Annotated in this window: 19 protein-coding genes and 1 tRNA gene; 14 read left to right on the top strand and 6 right to left on the bottom strand. The window is 40.8% G+C overall.

The window, feature by feature from the left end; translation table 11 throughout:
* Position 1 precedes the first annotated feature (1 nt).
* From BUC07_RS13765 to rplI, 5 genes are all read left to right on the top strand, one after another.
* Positions 2–511, top strand: coding sequence for a biotin/lipoyl-containing protein (locus tag BUC07_RS13765; RefSeq protein WP_073170562.1), 510 nt, complete (start codon positions 2–4; stop codon positions 509–511).
* Between the two features lie 12 nt (positions 512–523).
* On the top strand, positions 524–2056 hold the full coding sequence (locus tag BUC07_RS13770; RefSeq protein WP_073170564.1) for an acyl-CoA carboxylase subunit beta: 1533 nt from the start codon (positions 524–526) through the stop codon (positions 2054–2056).
* 76 nt (positions 2057–2132) lie between these two features.
* On the top strand, positions 2133–2489 hold the full coding sequence (gene rpsF / locus BUC07_RS13775; RefSeq protein ID WP_139279587.1) for a 30S ribosomal protein S6: 357 nt from the start codon (positions 2133–2135) through the stop codon (positions 2487–2489).
* Positions 2490–2492: 3 nt separating this feature from the next.
* Positions 2493–2762, top strand: coding sequence for a 30S ribosomal protein S18 (gene rpsR / locus BUC07_RS13780; RefSeq protein WP_073170567.1), 270 nt, complete (start codon positions 2493–2495; stop codon positions 2760–2762).
* A 15-nt stretch (positions 2763–2777) separates the two neighbouring features.
* Complete coding sequence (gene rplI / locus BUC07_RS13785) at positions 2778–3224, top strand: 50S ribosomal protein L9 (protein ID WP_073170570.1); 447 nt, start codon at positions 2778–2780, stop codon at positions 3222–3224.
* A gap of 51 nt (positions 3225–3275) precedes the next feature.
* On the opposite strand, the gene BUC07_RS13790 is transcribed toward rplI, so the two are convergent.
* Both BUC07_RS13790 and BUC07_RS13795 read right to left on the bottom strand, forming a co-directional pair.
* Positions 3276–3653 carry a RidA family protein gene (locus tag BUC07_RS13790; RefSeq protein WP_073170573.1) on the bottom strand — a complete coding sequence of 126 codons (378 nt, stop codon included), beginning with the start codon at positions 3651–3653 and terminating at the stop codon, positions 3276–3278.
* 11 nt (positions 3654–3664) lie between these two features.
* Complete coding sequence (locus tag BUC07_RS13795; protein WP_139279588.1) at positions 3665–6310, bottom strand: putative LPS assembly protein LptD; 2646 nt, start codon at positions 6308–6310, stop codon at positions 3665–3667.
* Positions 6311–6695: 385 nt separating this feature from the next.
* Here BUC07_RS13795 and BUC07_RS13800 point away from each other — a divergent pair, with 385 nt between their 5' ends.
* From BUC07_RS13800 to BUC07_RS13835, 7 genes are all read left to right on the top strand, one after another.
* Positions 6696–7952, top strand: a complete 1257-nt coding sequence (locus BUC07_RS13800) for an MlaD family protein (protein WP_073170575.1) — start codon at positions 6696–6698, stop codon at positions 7950–7952.
* Positions 7953–8235: 283 nt separating this feature from the next.
* Positions 8236–9669: a chromosomal replication initiator protein DnaA gene (dnaA, locus tag BUC07_RS13805; protein WP_073170578.1), complete on the top strand. Its 1434-nt coding sequence runs from the start codon at positions 8236–8238 to the stop codon at positions 9667–9669.
* A 47-nt stretch (positions 9670–9716) separates the two neighbouring features.
* Positions 9717–10574 carry a DMT family transporter gene (locus tag BUC07_RS13810; protein WP_073170581.1) on the top strand — a complete coding sequence of 286 codons (858 nt, stop codon included), beginning with the start codon at positions 9717–9719 and terminating at the stop codon, positions 10572–10574.
* On the top strand, positions 10574–11176 hold the full coding sequence (locus BUC07_RS13815) for an IMPACT family protein (protein ID WP_073170584.1): 603 nt from the start codon (positions 10574–10576) through the stop codon (positions 11174–11176). Before BUC07_RS13810 ends, BUC07_RS13815 begins: the two co-directional genes overlap by 1 nt.
* Before the next feature lie 305 nt (positions 11177–11481).
* Positions 11482–12390 (top strand): aspartate carbamoyltransferase, encoded by a 909-nt coding sequence (gene pyrB, locus BUC07_RS13825; protein WP_073170590.1) that lies wholly within the window; start codon positions 11482–11484, stop codon positions 12388–12390.
* 7 nt (positions 12391–12397) lie between these two features.
* Positions 12398–12871 (top strand): aspartate carbamoyltransferase regulatory subunit, encoded by a 474-nt coding sequence (gene pyrI, locus BUC07_RS13830; RefSeq protein WP_073170594.1) that lies wholly within the window; start codon positions 12398–12400, stop codon positions 12869–12871.
* Positions 12872–13025: 154 nt separating this feature from the next.
* Positions 13026–13109 (top strand) — tRNA-Leu (locus tag BUC07_RS13835).
* Between the two features lie 48 nt (positions 13110–13157).
* On the opposite strand, the gene BUC07_RS13840 is transcribed toward BUC07_RS13835, so the two are convergent.
* The 4 genes from BUC07_RS13840 to BUC07_RS13855 are packed head-to-tail and all read right to left on the bottom strand — an operon-like array spanning position 13158 to position 15781.
* Positions 13158–13361, bottom strand: a complete 204-nt coding sequence (locus BUC07_RS13840) for a hypothetical protein (protein WP_073170597.1) — start codon at positions 13359–13361, stop codon at positions 13158–13160.
* Between the two features lie 5 nt (positions 13362–13366).
* Entirely contained in the window at positions 13367–13882 is a 516-nt protein-coding gene (locus BUC07_RS13845) for a hypothetical protein (protein ID WP_073170600.1), read from the bottom strand.
* A gap of 38 nt (positions 13883–13920) precedes the next feature.
* Entirely contained in the window at positions 13921–15438 is a 1518-nt protein-coding gene (locus tag BUC07_RS13850; protein WP_073170603.1) for a peptidoglycan-binding domain-containing protein, read from the bottom strand.
* A gap of 10 nt (positions 15439–15448) precedes the next feature.
* Positions 15449–15781, bottom strand: a complete 333-nt coding sequence (locus BUC07_RS13855; protein WP_073170606.1) for a hypothetical protein — start codon at positions 15779–15781, stop codon at positions 15449–15451.
* A gap of 744 nt (positions 15782–16525) precedes the next feature.
* On the opposite strand from BUC07_RS13855, the gene BUC07_RS13860 reads away from it, so the two are divergent.
* Entirely contained in the window at positions 16526–17506 is a 981-nt protein-coding gene (locus BUC07_RS13860; RefSeq protein WP_073170608.1) for an NAD-dependent epimerase/dehydratase family protein, read from the top strand.
* A 194-nt stretch (positions 17507–17700) separates the two neighbouring features.
* Positions 17701–18837 carry an FAD synthase family protein gene (locus tag BUC07_RS13865; protein WP_073170611.1) on the top strand — a complete coding sequence of 379 codons (1137 nt, stop codon included), beginning with the start codon at positions 17701–17703 and terminating at the stop codon, positions 18835–18837.
* Positions 18838–18842 lie beyond the last annotated feature (5 nt).

Below are 18842 nucleotides of genomic sequence, written 5' to 3' on the forward strand. Positions count from 1 at the left end.
TATGGCACTTGAAATAAAAATAAACGATCGTACAACATGGGTTAACCTCATTCAACAAAACGGGAACCTGCTGGAAGTGGAGGTTGACGGCAAACGCTACAATGTTGACCTGCTCCACACAGCAGACGGAACATTTTCCATTCTCGAAGGCGGACATTCCTATAATATTGAATTGGTCCCCCACAACCAACCAAAAAAATACACCGCACACACACTTTACAACACCTACGAAGTTGATATTATTGATGCCGAAGCACGTTATCTTATCAACCGCGGTTCAAACGGAGTGGGTAAAAGTGAAAAAACCATATCGTCGCCTATGCCCGGGAAAGTGGTAAAAGTTTTGGTAAACGAAGGCGATATAATAGATGAAGGAAAAACCGCCATTATTATTGCCGCCATGAAAATGGAGAGTGAATACAAAGCCCCAATCAGTGGGATGGTAAAGAAAATTAATGTAAGCGAAGGTGATACTATTGAAGGAAACCAGGTGCTTATTGAACTCGAATAAACCAATTTATTTATGAATCTACAGGATAAATACAACCAGCTCGAAGAGTTTAACACGAAAGCCGAGCTGGGAGGAGGAGAAGAACGCATTGAGAAACAACACGCGACAGGAAAAAAAACAGCCCGCGAAAGGGTTCTGCAACTGCTTGACCCCGGAACTTTCAATGAAATTGACAAGTTGGTTACCCACCGCAATTACGATTTTGGCATGCAGGAGAAGAAATTCCTGGGCGACGGTGTAGTTACAGGCTATGGAAAAATCAGCGGAAGGCTGGTGTATGTATTTGCACAGGATTTTACCGTTTTTGGCGGTTCGCTAAGCCGGGCCAATGCCGATAAAATTGTAAAAATTCAAAACCTCGCCCTGAAAATGGGAGCACCTCTTATTGGTCTCAACGACTCAGGCGGTGCCCGCATTCAGGAAGGCGTGGAAAGCCTCGCCGGGTACGCCGACATTTTTCACAACAATGTAACTTCTTCAGGAGTCATCCCGCAAATATCGGCTATCCTGGGGCCTTGTGCGGGAGGTGCGGTTTATTCACCGGCGTTAACCGATTTCATTTTTATGGTGGATGAAAAAAGCCACATGTTTGTTACCGGCCCCGAAGTTATCAAAACTGTTACCCACGAAGATGTTTCGAAAGAAGAGTTAGGAGGAGCAAACACGCACAGCACCAAAAGCGGAGTTGCCCATTTCACAGGTGCCGACGAAGAACAAACATTGATGATGATCCGCGAACTGGTCACTTTTCTGCCATCGAACAATCTGGAAGATCCGCCCGTAAAATCGACAATCGACCCCAGCGACAGGGAGGAAGAACACCTGCAGGAAATTGTTCCGGCCGACCCGAACCGACCATACGATATGCATGAAATTATTCAGAATGTAATCGACAACAAGCATTTCCTGGAAGTACAGCCGCAGTATGCTCAAAATATTATTGTTGGTTTTGCCCGGTTTGGCGGCCAGCCGGTAGGAATTGTCGCCAATCAGCCCAATCATTTGGCCGGTGTGCTCGATATTAATTCATCGGCAAAAGCAGCCCGTTTTGTGCGCTTTTGCGATGCATTCAACATTCCGCTGGTAACGTTTGTGGATGTTCCCGGATTTTTACCCGGTACCAGCCAGGAGTTTGGAGGAATTATAAAACACGGAGCCAAACTACTGTATGCTTTTTCGGAGGCCACGGTGCCCAAAATTACCGTCATCACCCGAAAAGCTTACGGCGGGGCCTACGATGTGATGTCGAGCAAGCACATTGGCGCCGATGTTAATTTTGCCTACCCCACAGCAGAAATAGCTGTAATGGGCCCCGAAGGTGCCATCAATATTCTTTACCGTAAATACAACGCCGAAGAAAAATCCAAGGCAGTGGATGAATACCGTGAGAAATTTGCCAATCCATACAAAGCTGCCGCGCTGGGCTACATCGATGAAATTATTCCGCCAAAAGAAACACGCAAAAAAATTATTGGTGCACTGGAAATGACCCGCAACAAGCGCAAATCGAACCCGCCTAAAAAACACGGAAACATTCCGTTGTAATTACTTTGCTGAATAACAATTTATTTCTATTTTTGCGCGTTCAAAATTTATTAAGTAATAATTAAAATTAATGTTTATGTTGAATCAGTACGAAACCGTTTTCATTTGTACTCCCGTTTTATCTGAGCCACAGGTAAAGGAAACGGTAAAAAAATTCAAAGACATTATCACCTCCAACGGAGGGGAAATGGTCAATGAAGAGAACTGGGGGATGAAAAAACTGGCTTATCCCATTCAAAAGAAATCTACTGGCTTTTATAATTTGTTTGAATTTAAAGCCGAACCTTCGCTCATCAAAAAGTTTGAGATTGAGCTGCGCCGCGAGGAACGAATCATTCGTTTTATGACTGTAAAACTCGACAAGTACGCAGTTGAATACAGTGAGAAAAGAAGAAGGCTTCAGAAAGAAAAAACAGAAAATAAGGAGGGATAAAAAATGGCACAAAATACAAGTGAAATCAGGTACCTGACCCCGCCGTCAGTAGAAATTAAAAAGAAAAAATATTGCCGTTTCAAGAAGAACGGAATCAAATATGTCGATTACAAAGACCCGGAGTTTTTGAAAAAATTCCTGAACGAGCAGGGGAAAATTCTTCCCCGCCGTATTACCGGCACTTCACTGAAATACCAGCGCAAAGTGGGCCAGGCCATTAAACGGGCCCGCCAGATTGCTTTGCTGCCTTATGTAACCGATATGATGAAATAAAAAAGGAGACTTGAAATGGATATTATATTAACACAAGACGTTGAGCGGCTGGGAAACAAAGATGACATTGTTTCAGTAAAAGAAGGATACGCGCGCAATTTCCTTATTCCGCAAAAAATGGCAATTGCTGCCACTGCCACAGCCAGGAAGGTGATGGAAGAAAACAAAAGACAACGCGCACATAAAGAAGCAAGATTAAGAGAAGAAGCCCAGAAAATTGCCGACAAGCTGGCAAACAAGAAAGTTAGCATTGGCGCCAAAGTGAGCTCTTCGGGTAAAATTTTCGGTTCGGTAAATACCATCCAGGTAGCAGAAGCTATCAACAAAAAAGGATTTGAAATCGACCGCAAACAAATTACCCTGCCTTCTGACAGCATTAAAGAAGCAGGAACATACACTGCCAAAATCAAACTCTTCAAAGACGTCATCGTTGAGCTGGAGTTTGATGTAGTAGGTGAATAAAAAAACCTTTGATATATTTTAAAAGGGTTCTCGAAAGGGAACCCTTTTTTATTACTTCACAGCCACAGTTTCAACTTCAATTAAAACCCCAAGCGGCAATTCTTTTACAGCAAATGCTGCACGTGCCGGCGGATCTTTCTCGTAAAACGCTCCATATACCTCGTTCATGGCTTTAAAATTGGCCATGTCGCTAAGCAGGCAGGTAGATTTTACTACATCCGAAAAACTGTAGCCGGCCACTTTCAGGATAGCGCCAATGTTTTTCATCACCTGGCGGGTTTGCTCCTTAATTCCACCTTCTACCACTTTCATGGTTTCGGGGTCGAGCGGCACCTGGCCCGAAATGTACAACGTGCCGTTTACTTCCACGGCCTGACTGTAAGGCCCAATCGCCTGCGGGGCATTGGGTGTAGCAATTATTTTTTTCATAATTACAGGTTTTAGAAATTATCGTAATGACTTTGTCGTTTCTGGATTTTCAGGTCTTTCAGGATGGAAGACTTGGCGTTGATAGTGAAGCTGTAGCTTTTGCGGAAACCAAATGGAACAAAACTGAATGACATTTGCCAGCAGTGTAAATCGCGGTTCACATTGAAAGTGGTGTGGGCAAATTCACCGGCCATAATATCGTAATTGGTATTTGCGCTAATCCGCCATTTTTCGGTCAGGTTTACATTTCCTCTCACACCGATTGTTTGCGAGAACCTGCCATCGGGTGCTGCCCTGGTGGGGCCGGTATAGTTAAAACTGTAATCGAAACCAAAATCCCACGGGATATTAAAATCCACGTAATCTTCATACTCGCCGGGTAAAATATTTTCCTCTTCCACAAGCCCCTTATTCCGTTCGGCTTCTTCCTCCCCTTTCTTCGAACGGAAATTCATACCAAAAGAGAGATTGGCACGCGTTAACCTTCCCAGTTTGGCCAGTCCACTCTTTTCGTTCCAAACATATTTATGAATTTTTTGGTAATCATCGTTTACCATGTAGGGGTCCAGCACACCTCCCATGTTGATGCTCACTCCCGCAACAGTTGTTCGTGCACGAATACTAATTGGAGAAAGATTCAGCGAGTCGGCAATTAAATTATAGGAAGTCCCGAAACTCAGGTTGTCAATAATTTTCACCTTTCGTGTTTGTTGTTCGCCCTCGGTTTTGGTGGTATCATTTGTGTCGAGCACCTTCATTTCGAGATTGTTATTCAATGAAAATGAAACTGAGCCCGATGCTCCCCGACCGGGCGAGCCGCCGTAAATACCGCCGGCATTAACATCGAAATACTGCATGGTGGAGTCCACCATAACTTTCTGCCAATAGCCAAAACGCTCGGCACCAAAATCGGGGCGGTAACTAAAGCTCATGGAAGGCGACATTTTATGCCTGATACCTTTCACTTTCGAATTGGCGTTGCGAGGCAAAAACATCCCGTAAATATTTGTTGATGCGCTCACACTGTACGAATAGTCGTAAACCCGGTTCAGACCGGTAATAGTGTCAACTTTCACCGCACTGGGGACCCCTGAAGGATTATCATAATCAGCTCCTTCATTGTACGTGTAATCGTATTTTTTAAAGTACCATTTTTCGTTGTAGCTGAACCCCGGACTGAAATTCACGTGGTTAAATAAATTAAAACTGGGCAATGCGATGGGAATATTGTGCCGTATCCCGTTTTTCCAGTCGCGTGTAAACGATTGGTTCAGTATTTCCGATTGCTTGGCCGTTACCGAGTTTCGGAGGTTTCCGCTGTAATTAACCCCCAGCTTTTCGTACCATTTAATGGCCCCGCTGCGGTTCTTTTTTCTGAAAGGGTAAATTTTTCCCATGCTGAATGTCATTTCGGGCAACGACAACGACATGGTGGAGTCCCGTGAATTTTGTGAATGCCGCAGGTTAACCGACATATTAAATGGTGTATTTTCAAATTTCTTGGTAAATGAAACACTCGACGATTTTTGGGTACTCAGATATTCCCGTGACGAATAGGAATTTAATTTTTCATAACCGCTTGACGATAAATTCACGCTGGCCGAAAACGTCTGGTTCGGATTGGCTTTGGCATCCTGGCTGTGGTTCCAGCGCACTGAAAACTGTGGTGTCCTCCGGTAATCTTCCCGCCCTTTTTCGCCAAATACATTTACACTGTATTGCAGGTTCATACCCCCGCTAAACTTGTAGCGTTTCCGGTAATTGGTATTTAATTTTGAAGCCCATGAACCTTTGGAGTAAATATCGCCCTGCAACGCCAAATCGAAATATTCGCTGGCTGCCCAGTAATACCCCCCGTCACGCAAAAAGAACCCGCGGTTTTGTTCTTCACCGTATGCCGGCACCAGTATTCCGGATGAATAAGTTGGTGCATTAGGAAAGTAACCAAACGGAAGAATAGGAAAATAGATTGGGAAATCTTCCAAAACCATATAGGCCGGGCCTGTAATTATTTTGTTATTTGATATTACTTTCGCTTTGGTTAGATGCAGGTAAAAGTGAGGATGGTCGGCATCGCAGGTAGTGTATTTGCCCTTTCTCAAAATAAAAGCATCTTTCGAAATCTTTTTGGTTCGCTGGCTATGCACAAACCCATCGCCCTGCTCAGTAACCACCTCGGTAATAATCCCCTTTTCGGTTTCAAAGTTATACCGCAGTGTTTTGGATTCAAACTCCTCGTTACCATCTTTAAAAATTGGTTTCTGCACCAGGGCCCCGGTGGAATCCTGGATACCTTCAGCATACACTTCCTTGGTTTCCAAATCGAGCTCGATGAAATAAGCCGACAATTCGATTTGCTGATAAGTAACTTTGGAATTGTTGTAGAGAAAAACCTTCTGCCCGTCGAAAGAAACGATAATTGAATCTTCGGCATTGTAATCGATGGGAGCTTCTATTACCGGAGCAACAATAGAATCAGCTGCAGTAGTATCAATTACTGTCCCTCCCATTTCCTGCAATGTGTCAACCTGAACGGCCTGATTGTAAACGGTGTCAGATTGCGGAATTTCCAATACAGGAGATAAACTTTCCGTTTTCTGACAAAAACCCAGCAGAGAAATAAATACGAACAGGTATGTAAAAAGTATCTTATACAAAATGTTTTCTGAATTTAATGCTTCACCTAATGGCACGACGTGCAAAAATAAAAATAAGCCCTTTACTTGAACGCTAATAAATGCAAAATAAATTTAATATTTCTATTTTTGCCGGTAAATCAATTAGCCGGACAGCAAGGGGGAAAATTTACTGTTTGGTTTTCAAATTTGAAATTATTAATAATGAAAAAATTACAGGTGTTTTAACATATTTTTTCATGAAAATCGGGGGATTTTAAATACCATTTTAAGTCTGAAAACAATTCACTTCTTCGCCTTCTCAAAAGAACAATGAATTAATATCTGAGAAAAACACCTTCAGAAAAATGTAATTCCTGATTGAATTGCCTAATTTTACCCTATATTTTTGAAAAAATTAAACAGTATGAATATTTCAAAATACACGAAACTGGGAATTTTGATAGTGATATCCATCACAATTTTAATATGGGGATTGAGCTATCTGAAAGGCAATGATATTTTTCAGAAATCAAACGACTACCATGTCATATACGAACGTGTTGACGGGCTTTCGAAATCAAATGATGTAATTCTCAGCGGGTATAAAATCGGGCAGGTGAAAAATATTGCCTTCACACAGGGTAACCGAAGCTATTTGCGGGTAACTTTCACCATTGATTCGGACATAAAAATACCTGTTAACTCTGTGGCTCAGATAGTGAGCAGCGATTTGATGGGAACCCGGTCGATTAAACTGAACATGACCGATGAAAATGAGTTTTACCAGCCCAACGACACCATACCAGGAGATATTGAAAGCGATTTAAAAGAACAGGTGAGCATGCAGGTGCTGCCCATAAAAAATAAAGCCGAAGAATTACTGAGCACAATCGACTCTGCCATAACCATTTTAACCGTAATTTTCAACGAAGATGCCCGCCAAAACCTTTCTGAAAGTTTTGAGAATATTAACCGCACCATCGAAAACCTGGAACAAACTACTTCCGACTTGCAAGTTTTTGTTTCTACTGAAAAAGAAAGTGTGGGAAACATCATCACGAACATGGACAGCATCACCACTGCTTTCAACCGAAATACTGCCGAGCTGGAAAAAACCCTGCAAAACATAGCCCAATTCAGCGACACACTGGCCCAAATGCCAATTACCCCTGTGCTGACAAATATACTGGAAGCCTCAAACAAAATCAATTCGGTACTTGCCAAACTCGAAAGCACCGACAATTCAGCCGGCCTCCTCCTTAACGACGACGAACTCTATGCTTCCATTACTACGCTTTCTGCCGATTTGAGTTCATTAATAAGAGACATCAGGATAAACCCGGAACGTTACCTTCAGTTTTCAGCCATCGACCTGGGTAAAAATGTGTACATCAATGCCAGCGGAGATGCAGCAGAAGAAAACATTGTATTTAAAGTACACCTTGTTTCAAGTGAAAATAAAATTCCGCTCGATGCTGACCATTTTAAAGGACTTGGCCCAATTGAAGAGTACGAAGCCAGTGGAGCTTATTCTTATCTTGCTGGTGAATCACATTCGTATGCCGAAATAGCAGAATTGCATGTTAAGGCTACAGACAAATTTCCGGATGCAACCATTGTCGCATTCAAAAACGGACGGTTGATAAAATTAGAAAAAGCACTAAAATCATTAAAGAAATAAACAACGGAGCGTTAATATACTTGTAAATACAAGTTAAAACCCGATCACTACCAACCAGATAGCCTGCTAACTATCAAAATGTTAAACACAATCAATTGGATATCAACAGATTATTAATTTTAAAAAATATTCAACTTTTAATCCCCTCAAATAGAAACCGATAAAACATTTCCGAAAAAGTCAAGCCCAAATCCATTTTTTTTTAAACTTTTTTTTAGCAAATTTTGCTTTCGGGAATTAAAAGGGAATTTTTTGTAGAACCTCAAAAATCCAACCAGATTAAATGAGTAAGGAACATATTTCGGCCTGGGAAAAATGCCTCAACATTATCAGAGATAATGTGCCAGGCAGCAGTTTTAAAACTTGGTTTGAACCAATAGTACCCGTCAAACTCGACAACAAAGTACTAACGATTCAAGTGCCCAGTGCATTTTTTTATGAGTATCTCGAAGAACAGTTTATTGACATTCTTCGAAAAACACTGCGCATGGTTTTAGGCACCGGTGCCAAGCTGGAGTATAATGTAGTAATGGGTGGCGACACACAAACAAATGGCTCACCCTATACTGTAAGCTATCCAACCAACAACAACTCAAAAATTCAAAACCAGCCGTTAAATATTCCGCTGAAAGCAGATGAAAAAAAATCCATAAAAAATCCGTTTATAATTCCCGGCATACAGAAACTGCAGATTGACCCGCAGCTCAAAGCCGATAATACATTTGATAATTTTATTGAAGGCGACTGCAACCGGCTGGCACGAAGCGCAGGCTATGCTGTTGCCCGTAATCCCGGCGGAACCGCTTTCAACCCGTTAATGATTTACGGAAACTCAGGGCTAGGCAAGACACACCTGGGGCAAGCCATTGGCATTGAAGTAAAAGAAAATATGCCGGACAAAGTGGTGCTTTATGTAAATGCCAATAAATTTCAAACCCAATTTACCGAAGCAACGCGCAACAACAACCGGAACGATTTCCTGCATTTCTACCAGATGATTGACGTACTGATCCTGGACGACGTGCACGAATTTGCCGGCAAAGAAAAAACGCAGGAAACCTTTTTCCATATTTTCAACCACCTGCACCAAACCGGAAAACAACTCATTTTAACCTCGGATAAACCGCCCATTGAGCTGAAAGGCATGGAACAACGGCTTTTGTCGCGGTTTAAATGGGGGCTCACAGCCGACCTGCAAACACCCGATTTTGAAACCCGGATGGAAATCCTGCGCCGGAAAGTTTACAACGACGGCATTTCGTTATCCGACGAAGTGCTTGAATACATTGCCTCGCACGTAAATAATAATGTGCGCGAACTGGAAGGAGCACTTGTTTCGCTACTGGCCCAGTCGATGCTGAACAAACGCGAGATTACGATCGACCTTACTGCCAAACTGATCAACAAACTGGTAAAGAATTCACACAGGGAACTGTCAATTGAATACATTTCGAAAGTAGTGTGCGATTACTTTAATATGCCGGTGGAGTCGCTGCAGACCAAAACACGTAAACGTGAAATTGTACAGGCCAGGCAAATCACCATGTTCTTTTCAAAAAGTCTTACCAAATATTCGCTGGCAAGTATTGGTGCGCAAATAGGAAATAAAGACCACGCCACCGTGCTGCACGCCTGCAAAACGGTAAATAACCTAAAAGATACCGACAAAAATTTCCGGCAATACGTTGAAGATATCGAAAAGAAATTAACGATGTAACCAACCGGGCAGGAACCAAAATTCCTGCCTTTTTTAATCCATCCTACATGATTTATCTGTTAGCAAGCATCATATCTTCAGCTGCAATTTATGTCATTTTCAGATGGGCAAAAAATTACAACTGCAAACTGAATGCCCTGATAACCATGAATTACCTCGTGGCAACAGTTCTGGGCTTTGGGTTTCTGCTTCGTTTCAATATTCAGCCTTTTTTTGAAAATAACCACTGGCTGCCTTATGGAGTAATACTGGGGATAATGTACATTCTCATGTTTTTCCTGATAGGCACTTCGTCGCAAAAAGCAGGAATAACCGTCACCACGCTGGCCAATAAACTGTCGCTGGTATTTCCGGTTTTCTTTTCGCTGTTCTGGTTCAACGAGCAAATTACCACGTTAAAATATTTTGGAATTGCCGGAGCATTTGCCGCCGTTCTGCTGACACTCTACAAAAAAGACATCAAAAAAACCAATCGCTTTTATTTTGTTTTACCCATTGCCATTTTTCTGGGCAGTGGTTTTATCGATTCATTTATAAAATACGTTCAGGCCCTGCAAATAAACGACCAGCTATCGGCAGCCTATTCTTCATTTGTATTTTTTACAGCTTTCATTTTCGGCGTACTAATCACTTTTTCCAAAAGTATAAACCGGAAACCAACCCTGCACACTCCAACTCTGCTTTTAGGTGCTTTGCTCGGGATGGCTAATTTTGGTTCGCTTTATTTTATACTGCAGGCGCTCAACCGAAGTAACCTGGAAAGCTCGCTGGTTTTTGCACTCAACAACATGATGGTTGTAGCGCTTTCGGCATTGCTCGGTTTTTTTATTTTTAAAGAAAAACTGAACCGGTTAAATATTGCCGGAATTGTGCTGGCTATTTTAAGTTTGTATATTTTACTGTAATGGAAGATACCTATAAAACCATAGCGGCCAAAAGCGAAGGTTACTTCAAAGACAAAGGGAGTAAATTTATTGCCTATGCCTGCCCGGTGAGCAACGAAGACGAGATAAAGGAAATTCTTACAGAAATAAAAAAGGAACACCATAACGCGCGTCACCACTGTTATGCCTGGCGACTGGGAACAGAAGAAATCACCTGGCGGGCCAACGACGACGGGGAACCTTCCTCAACAGCCGGACGGCCTATCCTGGGGCAGTTGCAAAGTTTTGATGTCACCAACGTTTTTATTGTGGTAGTACGCTACTTTGGCGGAACGCTGCTCGGCACAAGCGGACTTATAAATGCTTACAAAACTGCTGCTGCCGATGCCCTCAGCAGCGCCCGGATTGTTACCAAAACCATCAAAGTAAAATTCAAACTTCATTTTACCTATCCGCACATGAACGATGTGATGCAGATAATAAAGCAGGAAAATCTGAATATTGTTGACACACAGTTCGAAATTGAATGCGATCTGTTTTTCACCGTGCGAAAATCGGAAGCCGGAAGAATCGAAAAAAAATTTCAAAATTATTATGGAGCAGAGATTGAACAAATTGGCTGAGCTGTTAATAAAAAGCTGAAAAAAGTTCATTCAGTTCGCAGGTAATCTGCTTATTTCATTTTAATTTTGAGTTTTATGATGAAATGCCAAATTATCAGTCATCAACAAATCTGCAGGGTGCAATTTTACCCGGCAAGCATTTATCATCCCCGGCATTTTATCGTTTTTTTACATAACCGGATTAAAACAGGTTTTAAAGAAAAGGTGATTTTACTTTTTCAACAAACGAAAAGCCAATATTTTATTTTTTTGAAATATTGGCTTTTTTTTGAAACAGAAATTTATGACCATCAATTTATAAGAATATGAAGCGAGATTTAATTTCAATTACAGACTATTCGAAGGAAGAATACCTGAAAATTATGGACCTGGCTGCTGAGTTCGAAAAGAACCCGAACCAGGATCTGTTAAAAGGGAAAGTGGTTGCATCCCTTTTTTTTGAGCCATCAACCCGTACCCGGTTAAGTTTTGAAACCGCAATTAACCGCCTCGGCGGTAAAATTGTCGGTTTTGCCGATCCACAAAATTCAAGTTCCACCAAAGGTGAAACGCTGCACGATACCATAAAAATGGTAAGCAACTATGCCGATTTGATTGTAATGCGCCATCCGCTGGAAGGAGCGGCACGTTATGCCGCCGAGGTTTCACCCGTACCGATCATCAATGCAGGCGACGGGGCCAATCAGCACCCCACGCAAACCCTGCTCGACATGTATTCCATTTTAAAAACACAGGGAACGTTCGATAACCTCAACATTTTTATGGTTGGCGACCTGAAATACGGCCGCACCGTGCATTCGTTGCTTATGGCCATGTCGCAGTTCGACACCCCGATTTTCAACTTTATTGCCCCGGCAGAGTTGCAAATGCCCGAAGAGTATAAAATGTTCCTCAGGGAAAATGATATCCGGTATTTTGAACATCGCGAATTTACCGACATCATCAGCGAAGCCGACATTATTTATATGACCCGCGTGCAAAAAGAGCGCTTTTCAGATCCCATGGAATATGAGCAGGTGAAAAATATTTACATCCTCCGCAATTCGATGCTCGAAAATACCAAGCCCAACATGAAGATTCTTCATCCGCTGCCACGGGTCAACGAAATTCATACAGATGTGGACAAAAACGAAAAAGCCTACTATTTCACACAGGCTTTAAACGGAATGTACACCCGCGAAGCCATTATCACACACATTATGAACCTTAAATAAGCAAGCCATGAGTAACGATACAACAAAAAAGAAGCTGAAACTTAAAGTAAGTGCAATTAAAGAAGGCACGGTAATCGACCACATCCCGGCCCAAAATTTATTCAAGGTAATAACCATCCTCGGCCTCGATAAAATTGAAAACCAGATTACCTTTGGCACCAACCTCGAAAGCCAGAAACTGGGTAGCAAGGCCATCATTAAAGTTTCCGACAAGTTTTTTGAAAACGACGAAATCAATAAAATTGCCCTGATAGCACCCGATGCCAAACTCAACATTATAAGAGACTACGAAGTGGTGGAGAAAAAAATTGTAAAGGCACCTGAAATTATTAAAGGCATTGTAAAATGTTTTAACCCGAAATGCATAACAAACAACGAAAAAGTTACCACTTGCTTTAAAGTCCTCTCTACTTCGCCCGTTACCCTAAGGTGCCGGTATTGCGAAAAAATGACAATCGGGGAACAAATGAGAATGCTGTAATTTCCGGCAATAAGCTTAAAATGAACTACGTCTGCTACATCCTGTTCAGAATTAAAATTTTCCCCAAAATGATTGAACTAAATTTTCACGGGCAGACGTAATTTTTTATATATTTGCACCTCGATTTCCGGAATGGAGAACGTTCTTTACAAAAGCCCAGTTGGCGGAATTGGTAGACGCGCTAGTTTCAGGGACTAGTGTCCTCTTGGACGTGAAGGTTCGAGTCCTTTACTGGGCACGTTTTTGAATTCAAAAGGAATCAAAAAAAAATCAAAAGCACTTAAAATCAACGTTTTAGGTGCTTTTTCTTACCCGGTAAATCTACATCCAATTCAAAATCGGGTAGGTCTAAATAAGTCTTTGGCAAGTCGAGTTCAAAATCCTCTGGGATATCAATAAGTTCTTTTTCCATTTTCTCAAATTCCCTATCCAGTTCATCAGAATTTATTTTTTTTTCTGATTCATTTCCAAATTCTCTAACTTTACTCATGATTTCTAATTTACTTCTACTTCAATGTCATAGTTTCTTTTCAAATAATATTTCATTTTTAAGTTTGCTTTGTGCTTAATGTTCTTGTTAACAGAAAACACAGTATCATAAGGGAAGGTCAATATTTTTTCTATATCTTTTTTAAGTTGGAAAAAGTCAGTCATCGCTTTATCATCATCCACTTTATTATTTTGAATTTTGTTCCACAAGATCTCAAAGTTGAGAAGTACTCCTTTCAGTTGATTCTGCTTTTCATTGATTTGTTTTGCATATTTTGAATACGGAAAGAAAGGCTTAACTACATTGACAATCTGGGAAGCAACAATTATTCCTGCCCACAAAATGGGTAGTTTTTCCCAAATTATCCAAGTGGCTACACTACCTGATGCTGCAAATGCTAAAAAAACATTCAAGTTCCTGTCTATTTTAAAAAACCTTGCTGATATATAATTCAAAACAAAATACTTGAATTTGTAATTCAGCAGGGTATTGAATATTCTTTTTTTCTGACTATCCTTCATCTTTTATTTATAAAGCATTAGTTTAAAATTACTAATCGTCATTTCACATCCGCTGCCAAGGCTTTAAAGTCATGATATAAAATTTTCAAATCACTATAACCCTTGACAAGGGAGTATAAAAGTTTTGCCCACCCAATAAATGCTATTGAAATGTTTTTGAAGATGTTAAAAATAAAAGACACAATTTTGCAAGCTACCCGAAAAGCTTTGGAATGATTCATTAGATTGTTTATACCAGAAATTGCGTCCACTTCACTAATATTGTTAGAAATAAATACTGTAGCATCCATATCTCCGGAATAAATCATATGAATATTAGTAAGCTGTAATCCACCTTTCAGGTATATTCCTATGGACTTTATGACTTTTAATATCCCCGCCGAAATTATCTTATATGCTTTCGAAACATATCTGAAAAACGCTCTGAAAACATTTTCTTTGATAAATGAAATTACTTTCCTTCCAATTTTCTTAAACCACCTCCATATTCTTTTCAACCCATCCCATAATCTAGTACCTTTTTCTTTTATGTACGACCAGGCATTGTCAATATCAATTGTTGACTGGAATTCTTTACTAATTTCTTCGCTTGCATCTTCAATCTTGTCAGTATCCTTAATCGAGTTCGCTTCTTCAATTCCCGTAAATAATTTTGGTGTAATTCTTTCTGCAAAAGATTCCGCTTTTTGTCTGCTCATATTACCAAAATGTTCATGATAATGACATAAGGCAGAATATAAATCGCTTCCTCTTGAAATTTCAAAATCATTTTTCCCGTCAATTCTTACGTCATAACCCAACAGCCATAACTCTATTTTAGCACAATTCACAATAAATTTTTGTGCCAGGCTTTTTTTGATTTCTTGATTTCGATCTGAAAGGAATAGCATAAAAGAATTTTTTCCTTCGGATGCTCTTGAAGAAATGCAGTGAGTAAGATAATCTTGATCAAATAGTATTTTTATTGTTTCAAAATTAAAGTCAGCATTAAACGTGGCATTTCTAATTAGAAATATCTGTAAGATGCTTTTAAAGTTTCTTAAAGATTGTTTATTCAATAATTTGAATTTGTAGTTTGGTTTGTTTCGGTAGAGCCCCAAACTCCAAAGCCTCAATTGAATGGCTCTATGAAATGCATTCTCTACTTCCGGTTTGATTTTAGCATTGTCAAACCATTTTTCTTTGGAAAGGTCGGACTCAAAACTGACTAATTCATCCAAAGCATACCATGTTTTGTCGCCTACCCAATAATCTTGCTCTAGGTTTGAATCTTCCTGAAACCTTAAAACAGCTTCTTTTATATCATCCAGCTTCCTATCAATTTTGTGTTTATTAATTTTACGTGGTAAATAGCCCAATAACCACAATCTTGTTGCAATTGTTTGTAATCTGACTTTCTGGCTTTTTATATCGTATGTTTCATCCTTATTTGAGGGAGTTCTTGCGATAATTCCTTTATTGCTGGCTTCGTTCAAAATTCGTTCAAACTGGCCTAGCTGATTAAGATGCGAGCCAGACAGATTACCAAACGTATATTTTGGTAATGAATCAGCCATTAGACATTGATTATATTAAATCTTTAAAAAGTTCAAGGAGACCGAGCCTTGTTTCAATTCCTGACTGTACTGCATCTCTATGTACTTCCAGTGCAACTTCTGGAGCTTCATTTAAATCTTTTTTAACAAAATTGTACGAATCGCCATCAAATTGTGCCAATGTTTCTGCAACCAATTCAATCTCTCCATCCGTTTTTGCTTTCTTGATTAAATTACGAATTTCTGTAAAGTTTTTCCCGCCTGTTATTTCAGTTTTTAGTTCACCAGTAAATGTTTGAACGTGAAGTGAGGTGAGGTCTTGAACTGCACTGTTTAGACTTTGCAAAGCATCTCTCAATGACATAACTAAAAAATTAAAGTTTAAAAATACTAACACGAATAAATTTTATTACCTTATATAAGGTACTTTTCTAACTACTTTTATATTAGTTCTAAAGCTCAAGCTTATCTCAATATAAATAATGATATTGAAATAGTCCATGTACATATCCCATGCGCCATGATAGCTTGATACAATTTACAACTAATTGATTAAAAATGCAATATAAAGACATTGAAAAAACTCAAAAACAACATCATTTTTCCAAAAGCTATCTATCTTGAAGGCGAATTAACGAATCAGTAAAATCTGGAAAAAAGAAAATCTTCAAAACAAGAAAAGATATAACAATATTTATTATCCCCGTCTGATCCTAGGCTGTGTGAAAATAGGATCAAATGGGGTTGATTTTTGCACCGGGTTTTAACCCGGTGATTTCATGAAGAATGAAGGTCGGCTTTAGCCATTAATTTTCAGGGTTTTAACGGCTAAAGCCGTAAGTCGATTATGAATTTCTCATCCACCGGGCTAAAGCCACGGTGTAAAAGTTTGTATTTTCACACAGCCTGGATCCGGACGGGGATTTCTTTGATATTTATCAACCGAATGGTGGATTTATTTTAACCAGGTAAATATTTTGTGTTTCACAACATGTTTTCTATTTCGCAAAGCTTTGCGGAAACCTTTGCGTCAAAATTCACACATACAGCAGCTTGCAGAGCATCAAAAGATGTAGCATCTTTGTATGGAAAGTAAAAATTTAAAAAGATGAAAAAAAGAATTGTAGTAGCAGGAGCAGGTGGTTTTATCGGTGGTCACTTGTCGCGGAAACTGGCTGACATGGGACATCATGTGCGTGCAGTGGACAAAAAACCATTAACCGACTGGTACCAGGTACACGACGATGTGGATAATCTCGTGCTCGATCTCAACCTGAAAGAAAACTGTTACACGGCTTTAAATGGATTTAACGAAGTGTTCAATCTGGCTGCCGACATGGGCGGCATGGGATTTATTGAAACCCACAAAGCCGATTGTATGCTGAGTGTACTTATTAATACTCACCTGCTGATGGCTTCCCGCGATTTGGGAATTACCCGTTTCTTTTATGCCTCGTCGGCTTGTGTGTACAATGCCACAAAGCAAACCGACACGGATAATCCCGGATTGAAAGAAGAAGATGCCTACCCGGCAATGGCAGAAGATGGTTACGGCTGGGAAAAACTGTTCTCGGAAAGAATGTGCAGGCATTTCAGAGAAGATTATGGAATTACCACACGGGCAGCACGTTTTCACAATGTTTACGGACCGTTTGGAACGTATGATGGTGGCCGCGAAAAAGCGCCTGCCGCCATGTGTCGCAAAGTGATTGAAAGCGAGTTATTCGGTAAAAATGAAATCAATATCTGGGGCGACGGCGAACAGACCCGTTCGTTTATGTACATCGACGAATGTGTGGAAGGCATCCTGAAAATTATGTACAGCGACATCGAGGAGCCGATCAACCTGGGCAGCGACGAAATGGTTTCCATCAACCAGTTGGTGGACATTGTGGAAGACATTGCCGGCTTCAAACTGAAACGCACCTACGATTTGGATGCCCCAAAAGGTGTGCGCGGCAGAAACAGCGACAATACACTAATAAAACAATACCTCGGCTGGGCTCCCTCCTACCCGCTGAAAGACGGAATGGAAAAAACGTACGACTGGATAAAAGAGCAGATGATAAAGGGAGAAGAGTCCAAATAACAATAATCAAATTTCAAACAAAAAAACCAAACCGGGAAATGAAATTTGAAATTGATATTTCCCGGAATATTTCCAAATGTTTTGAATTTTAATATTCTTTATTGTGCCATAGGCATCCCTGCGGGGGAATTTATTTGAGATTTATCTTTTGAAATTTGGAATTTCTTATGGAGTCATTCGAACAATAAAAATATATGATTCAAAAAAAAGTAATGGTCAGCGGGTGCTACGACCTGCTGCACGCAGGGCACATCGCATTTTTTAAAACCGCCGCGAAATACGGCGAACTGCATGTGTTTGTGGGACAGGACCAAAACATCAAACTATTGAAAGGAAAAGCACCTTATTTTTCGCAGGAGGAGCGCAGGTACATGGTAGATGCCATAAAGTATGTTGAAAAATCATACATCGCCTCCGGCTCCGGAATGCTCGATTTTGAACCAGATATGAAAAAATTGCGTCCTGATATTTTTGTGGTGAATTCTGATGGCTACACTCCCGATAAAAAAAGGGTGTGCGAAGAGAACGGTGTCAAGCTCGTTGTTTTGGAACGCATTCCGGAAGAAGGACTGCCCGAACGTTCAAGTTCCGGTTCCAAAAAAGAGTTGCAATTCCCCTACCGGGTTTGCCTGGCCGGTGGCTGGATGGATCAACCCTGGGTTTCTGAAAAACATCCGGGTTCGGTGGTGGTGGCACAGGTTTGTCCCATCATCGATTTTAACGACCGCTCGGGCATGGCCACCAGTTCGCGAAAAGTGGGCATCGAATTATGGGGCGACCAACTTCCCGATGGCGACCCGCTGCGCAATGCGCAACTGCTTTTTGGTGCCGAAAATCCTCCGGGTTCGGAATACATTTCAGGTTCGCAGGATCAGATTGGATTACTCGTTCCGGGTATTTCGCGCCTCGACTATAACGGCAGTTTCTGGCCCGCTCACATCGAAAACACTACCGACCGCGAAACCTGCGAATGGCTGTCGGAAGTACTAAATTTTGCACCGCTCGCACCCCGGCCAAAAGGATACAATCCCATTCAGCAAAAAAAACTCACCCCAGCCTTAATCAAACGATTGGGAGAATCAGGGAAAGCCTGTTACGATGCTATTCTGAAAAAAAATGTCAACCAACTCGGTGAGGCCATGAAAGAGACATTTCTCTGCTGGCACGAATTGTTGCCGCACACCGTTCCCGACTGGGTGATGGATGAAATGGAAGAAAAATATTTTCCGAATTATTCCGGCGCTATTACCTCGGGAAGTGGCGGCGGATACATTATTTTTCCTTCCGAAGAAAAAATTGAAGGTACATTAAAAATCAAAATCAAATACTAAACAGA

Source organism: Tangfeifania diversioriginum (assembly GCF_900141875.1).
Lineage (GTDB): Bacteria > Bacteroidota > Bacteroidia > Bacteroidales > Prolixibacteraceae > Tangfeifania > Tangfeifania diversioriginum.

Coding starts and splice junctions, on each gene's coding strand:
- BUC07_RS13765 (WP_073170562.1), top strand. CDS start 2: ATGGCACTTGAAATAAAAATAAACGATCGTACAACATGGGTTAACCTC.
- BUC07_RS13770 (WP_073170564.1), top strand. CDS start 524: ATGAATCTACAGGATAAATACAACCAGCTCGAAGAGTTTAACACGAAA.
- rpsF (WP_139279587.1), top strand. CDS start 2,133: ATGTTGAATCAGTACGAAACCGTTTTCATTTGTACTCCCGTTTTATCT.
- rpsR (WP_073170567.1), top strand. CDS start 2,493: ATGGCACAAAATACAAGTGAAATCAGGTACCTGACCCCGCCGTCAGTA.
- rplI (WP_073170570.1), top strand. CDS start 2,778: ATGGATATTATATTAACACAAGACGTTGAGCGGCTGGGAAACAAAGAT.
- BUC07_RS13790 (WP_073170573.1), bottom strand. CDS start 3,653: ATGAAAAAAATAATTGCTACACCCAATGCCCCGCAGGCGATTGGGCCT.
- BUC07_RS13800 (WP_073170575.1), top strand. CDS start 6,696: ATGAATATTTCAAAATACACGAAACTGGGAATTTTGATAGTGATATCC.
- dnaA (WP_073170578.1), top strand. CDS start 8,236: ATGAGTAAGGAACATATTTCGGCCTGGGAAAAATGCCTCAACATTATC.
- BUC07_RS13810 (WP_073170581.1), top strand. CDS start 9,717: ATGATTTATCTGTTAGCAAGCATCATATCTTCAGCTGCAATTTATGTC.
- BUC07_RS13815 (WP_073170584.1), top strand. CDS start 10,574: ATGGAAGATACCTATAAAACCATAGCGGCCAAAAGCGAAGGTTACTTC.
- pyrB (WP_073170590.1), top strand. CDS start 11,482: ATGAAGCGAGATTTAATTTCAATTACAGACTATTCGAAGGAAGAATAC.
- pyrI (WP_073170594.1), top strand. CDS start 12,398: ATGAGTAACGATACAACAAAAAAGAAGCTGAAACTTAAAGTAAGTGCA.
- BUC07_RS13840 (WP_073170597.1), bottom strand. CDS start 13,361: ATGAGTAAAGTTAGAGAATTTGGAAATGAATCAGAAAAAAAAATAAAT.
- BUC07_RS13845 (WP_073170600.1), bottom strand. CDS start 13,882: ATGAAGGATAGTCAGAAAAAAAGAATATTCAATACCCTGCTGAATTAC.
- BUC07_RS13850 (WP_073170603.1), bottom strand. CDS start 15,438: ATGGCTGATTCATTACCAAAATATACGTTTGGTAATCTGTCTGGCTCG.
- BUC07_RS13855 (WP_073170606.1), bottom strand. CDS start 15,781: ATGTCATTGAGAGATGCTTTGCAAAGTCTAAACAGTGCAGTTCAAGAC.
- BUC07_RS13860 (WP_073170608.1), top strand. CDS start 16,526: ATGAAAAAAAGAATTGTAGTAGCAGGAGCAGGTGGTTTTATCGGTGGT.
- BUC07_RS13865 (WP_073170611.1), top strand. CDS start 17,701: ATGATTCAAAAAAAAGTAATGGTCAGCGGGTGCTACGACCTGCTGCAC.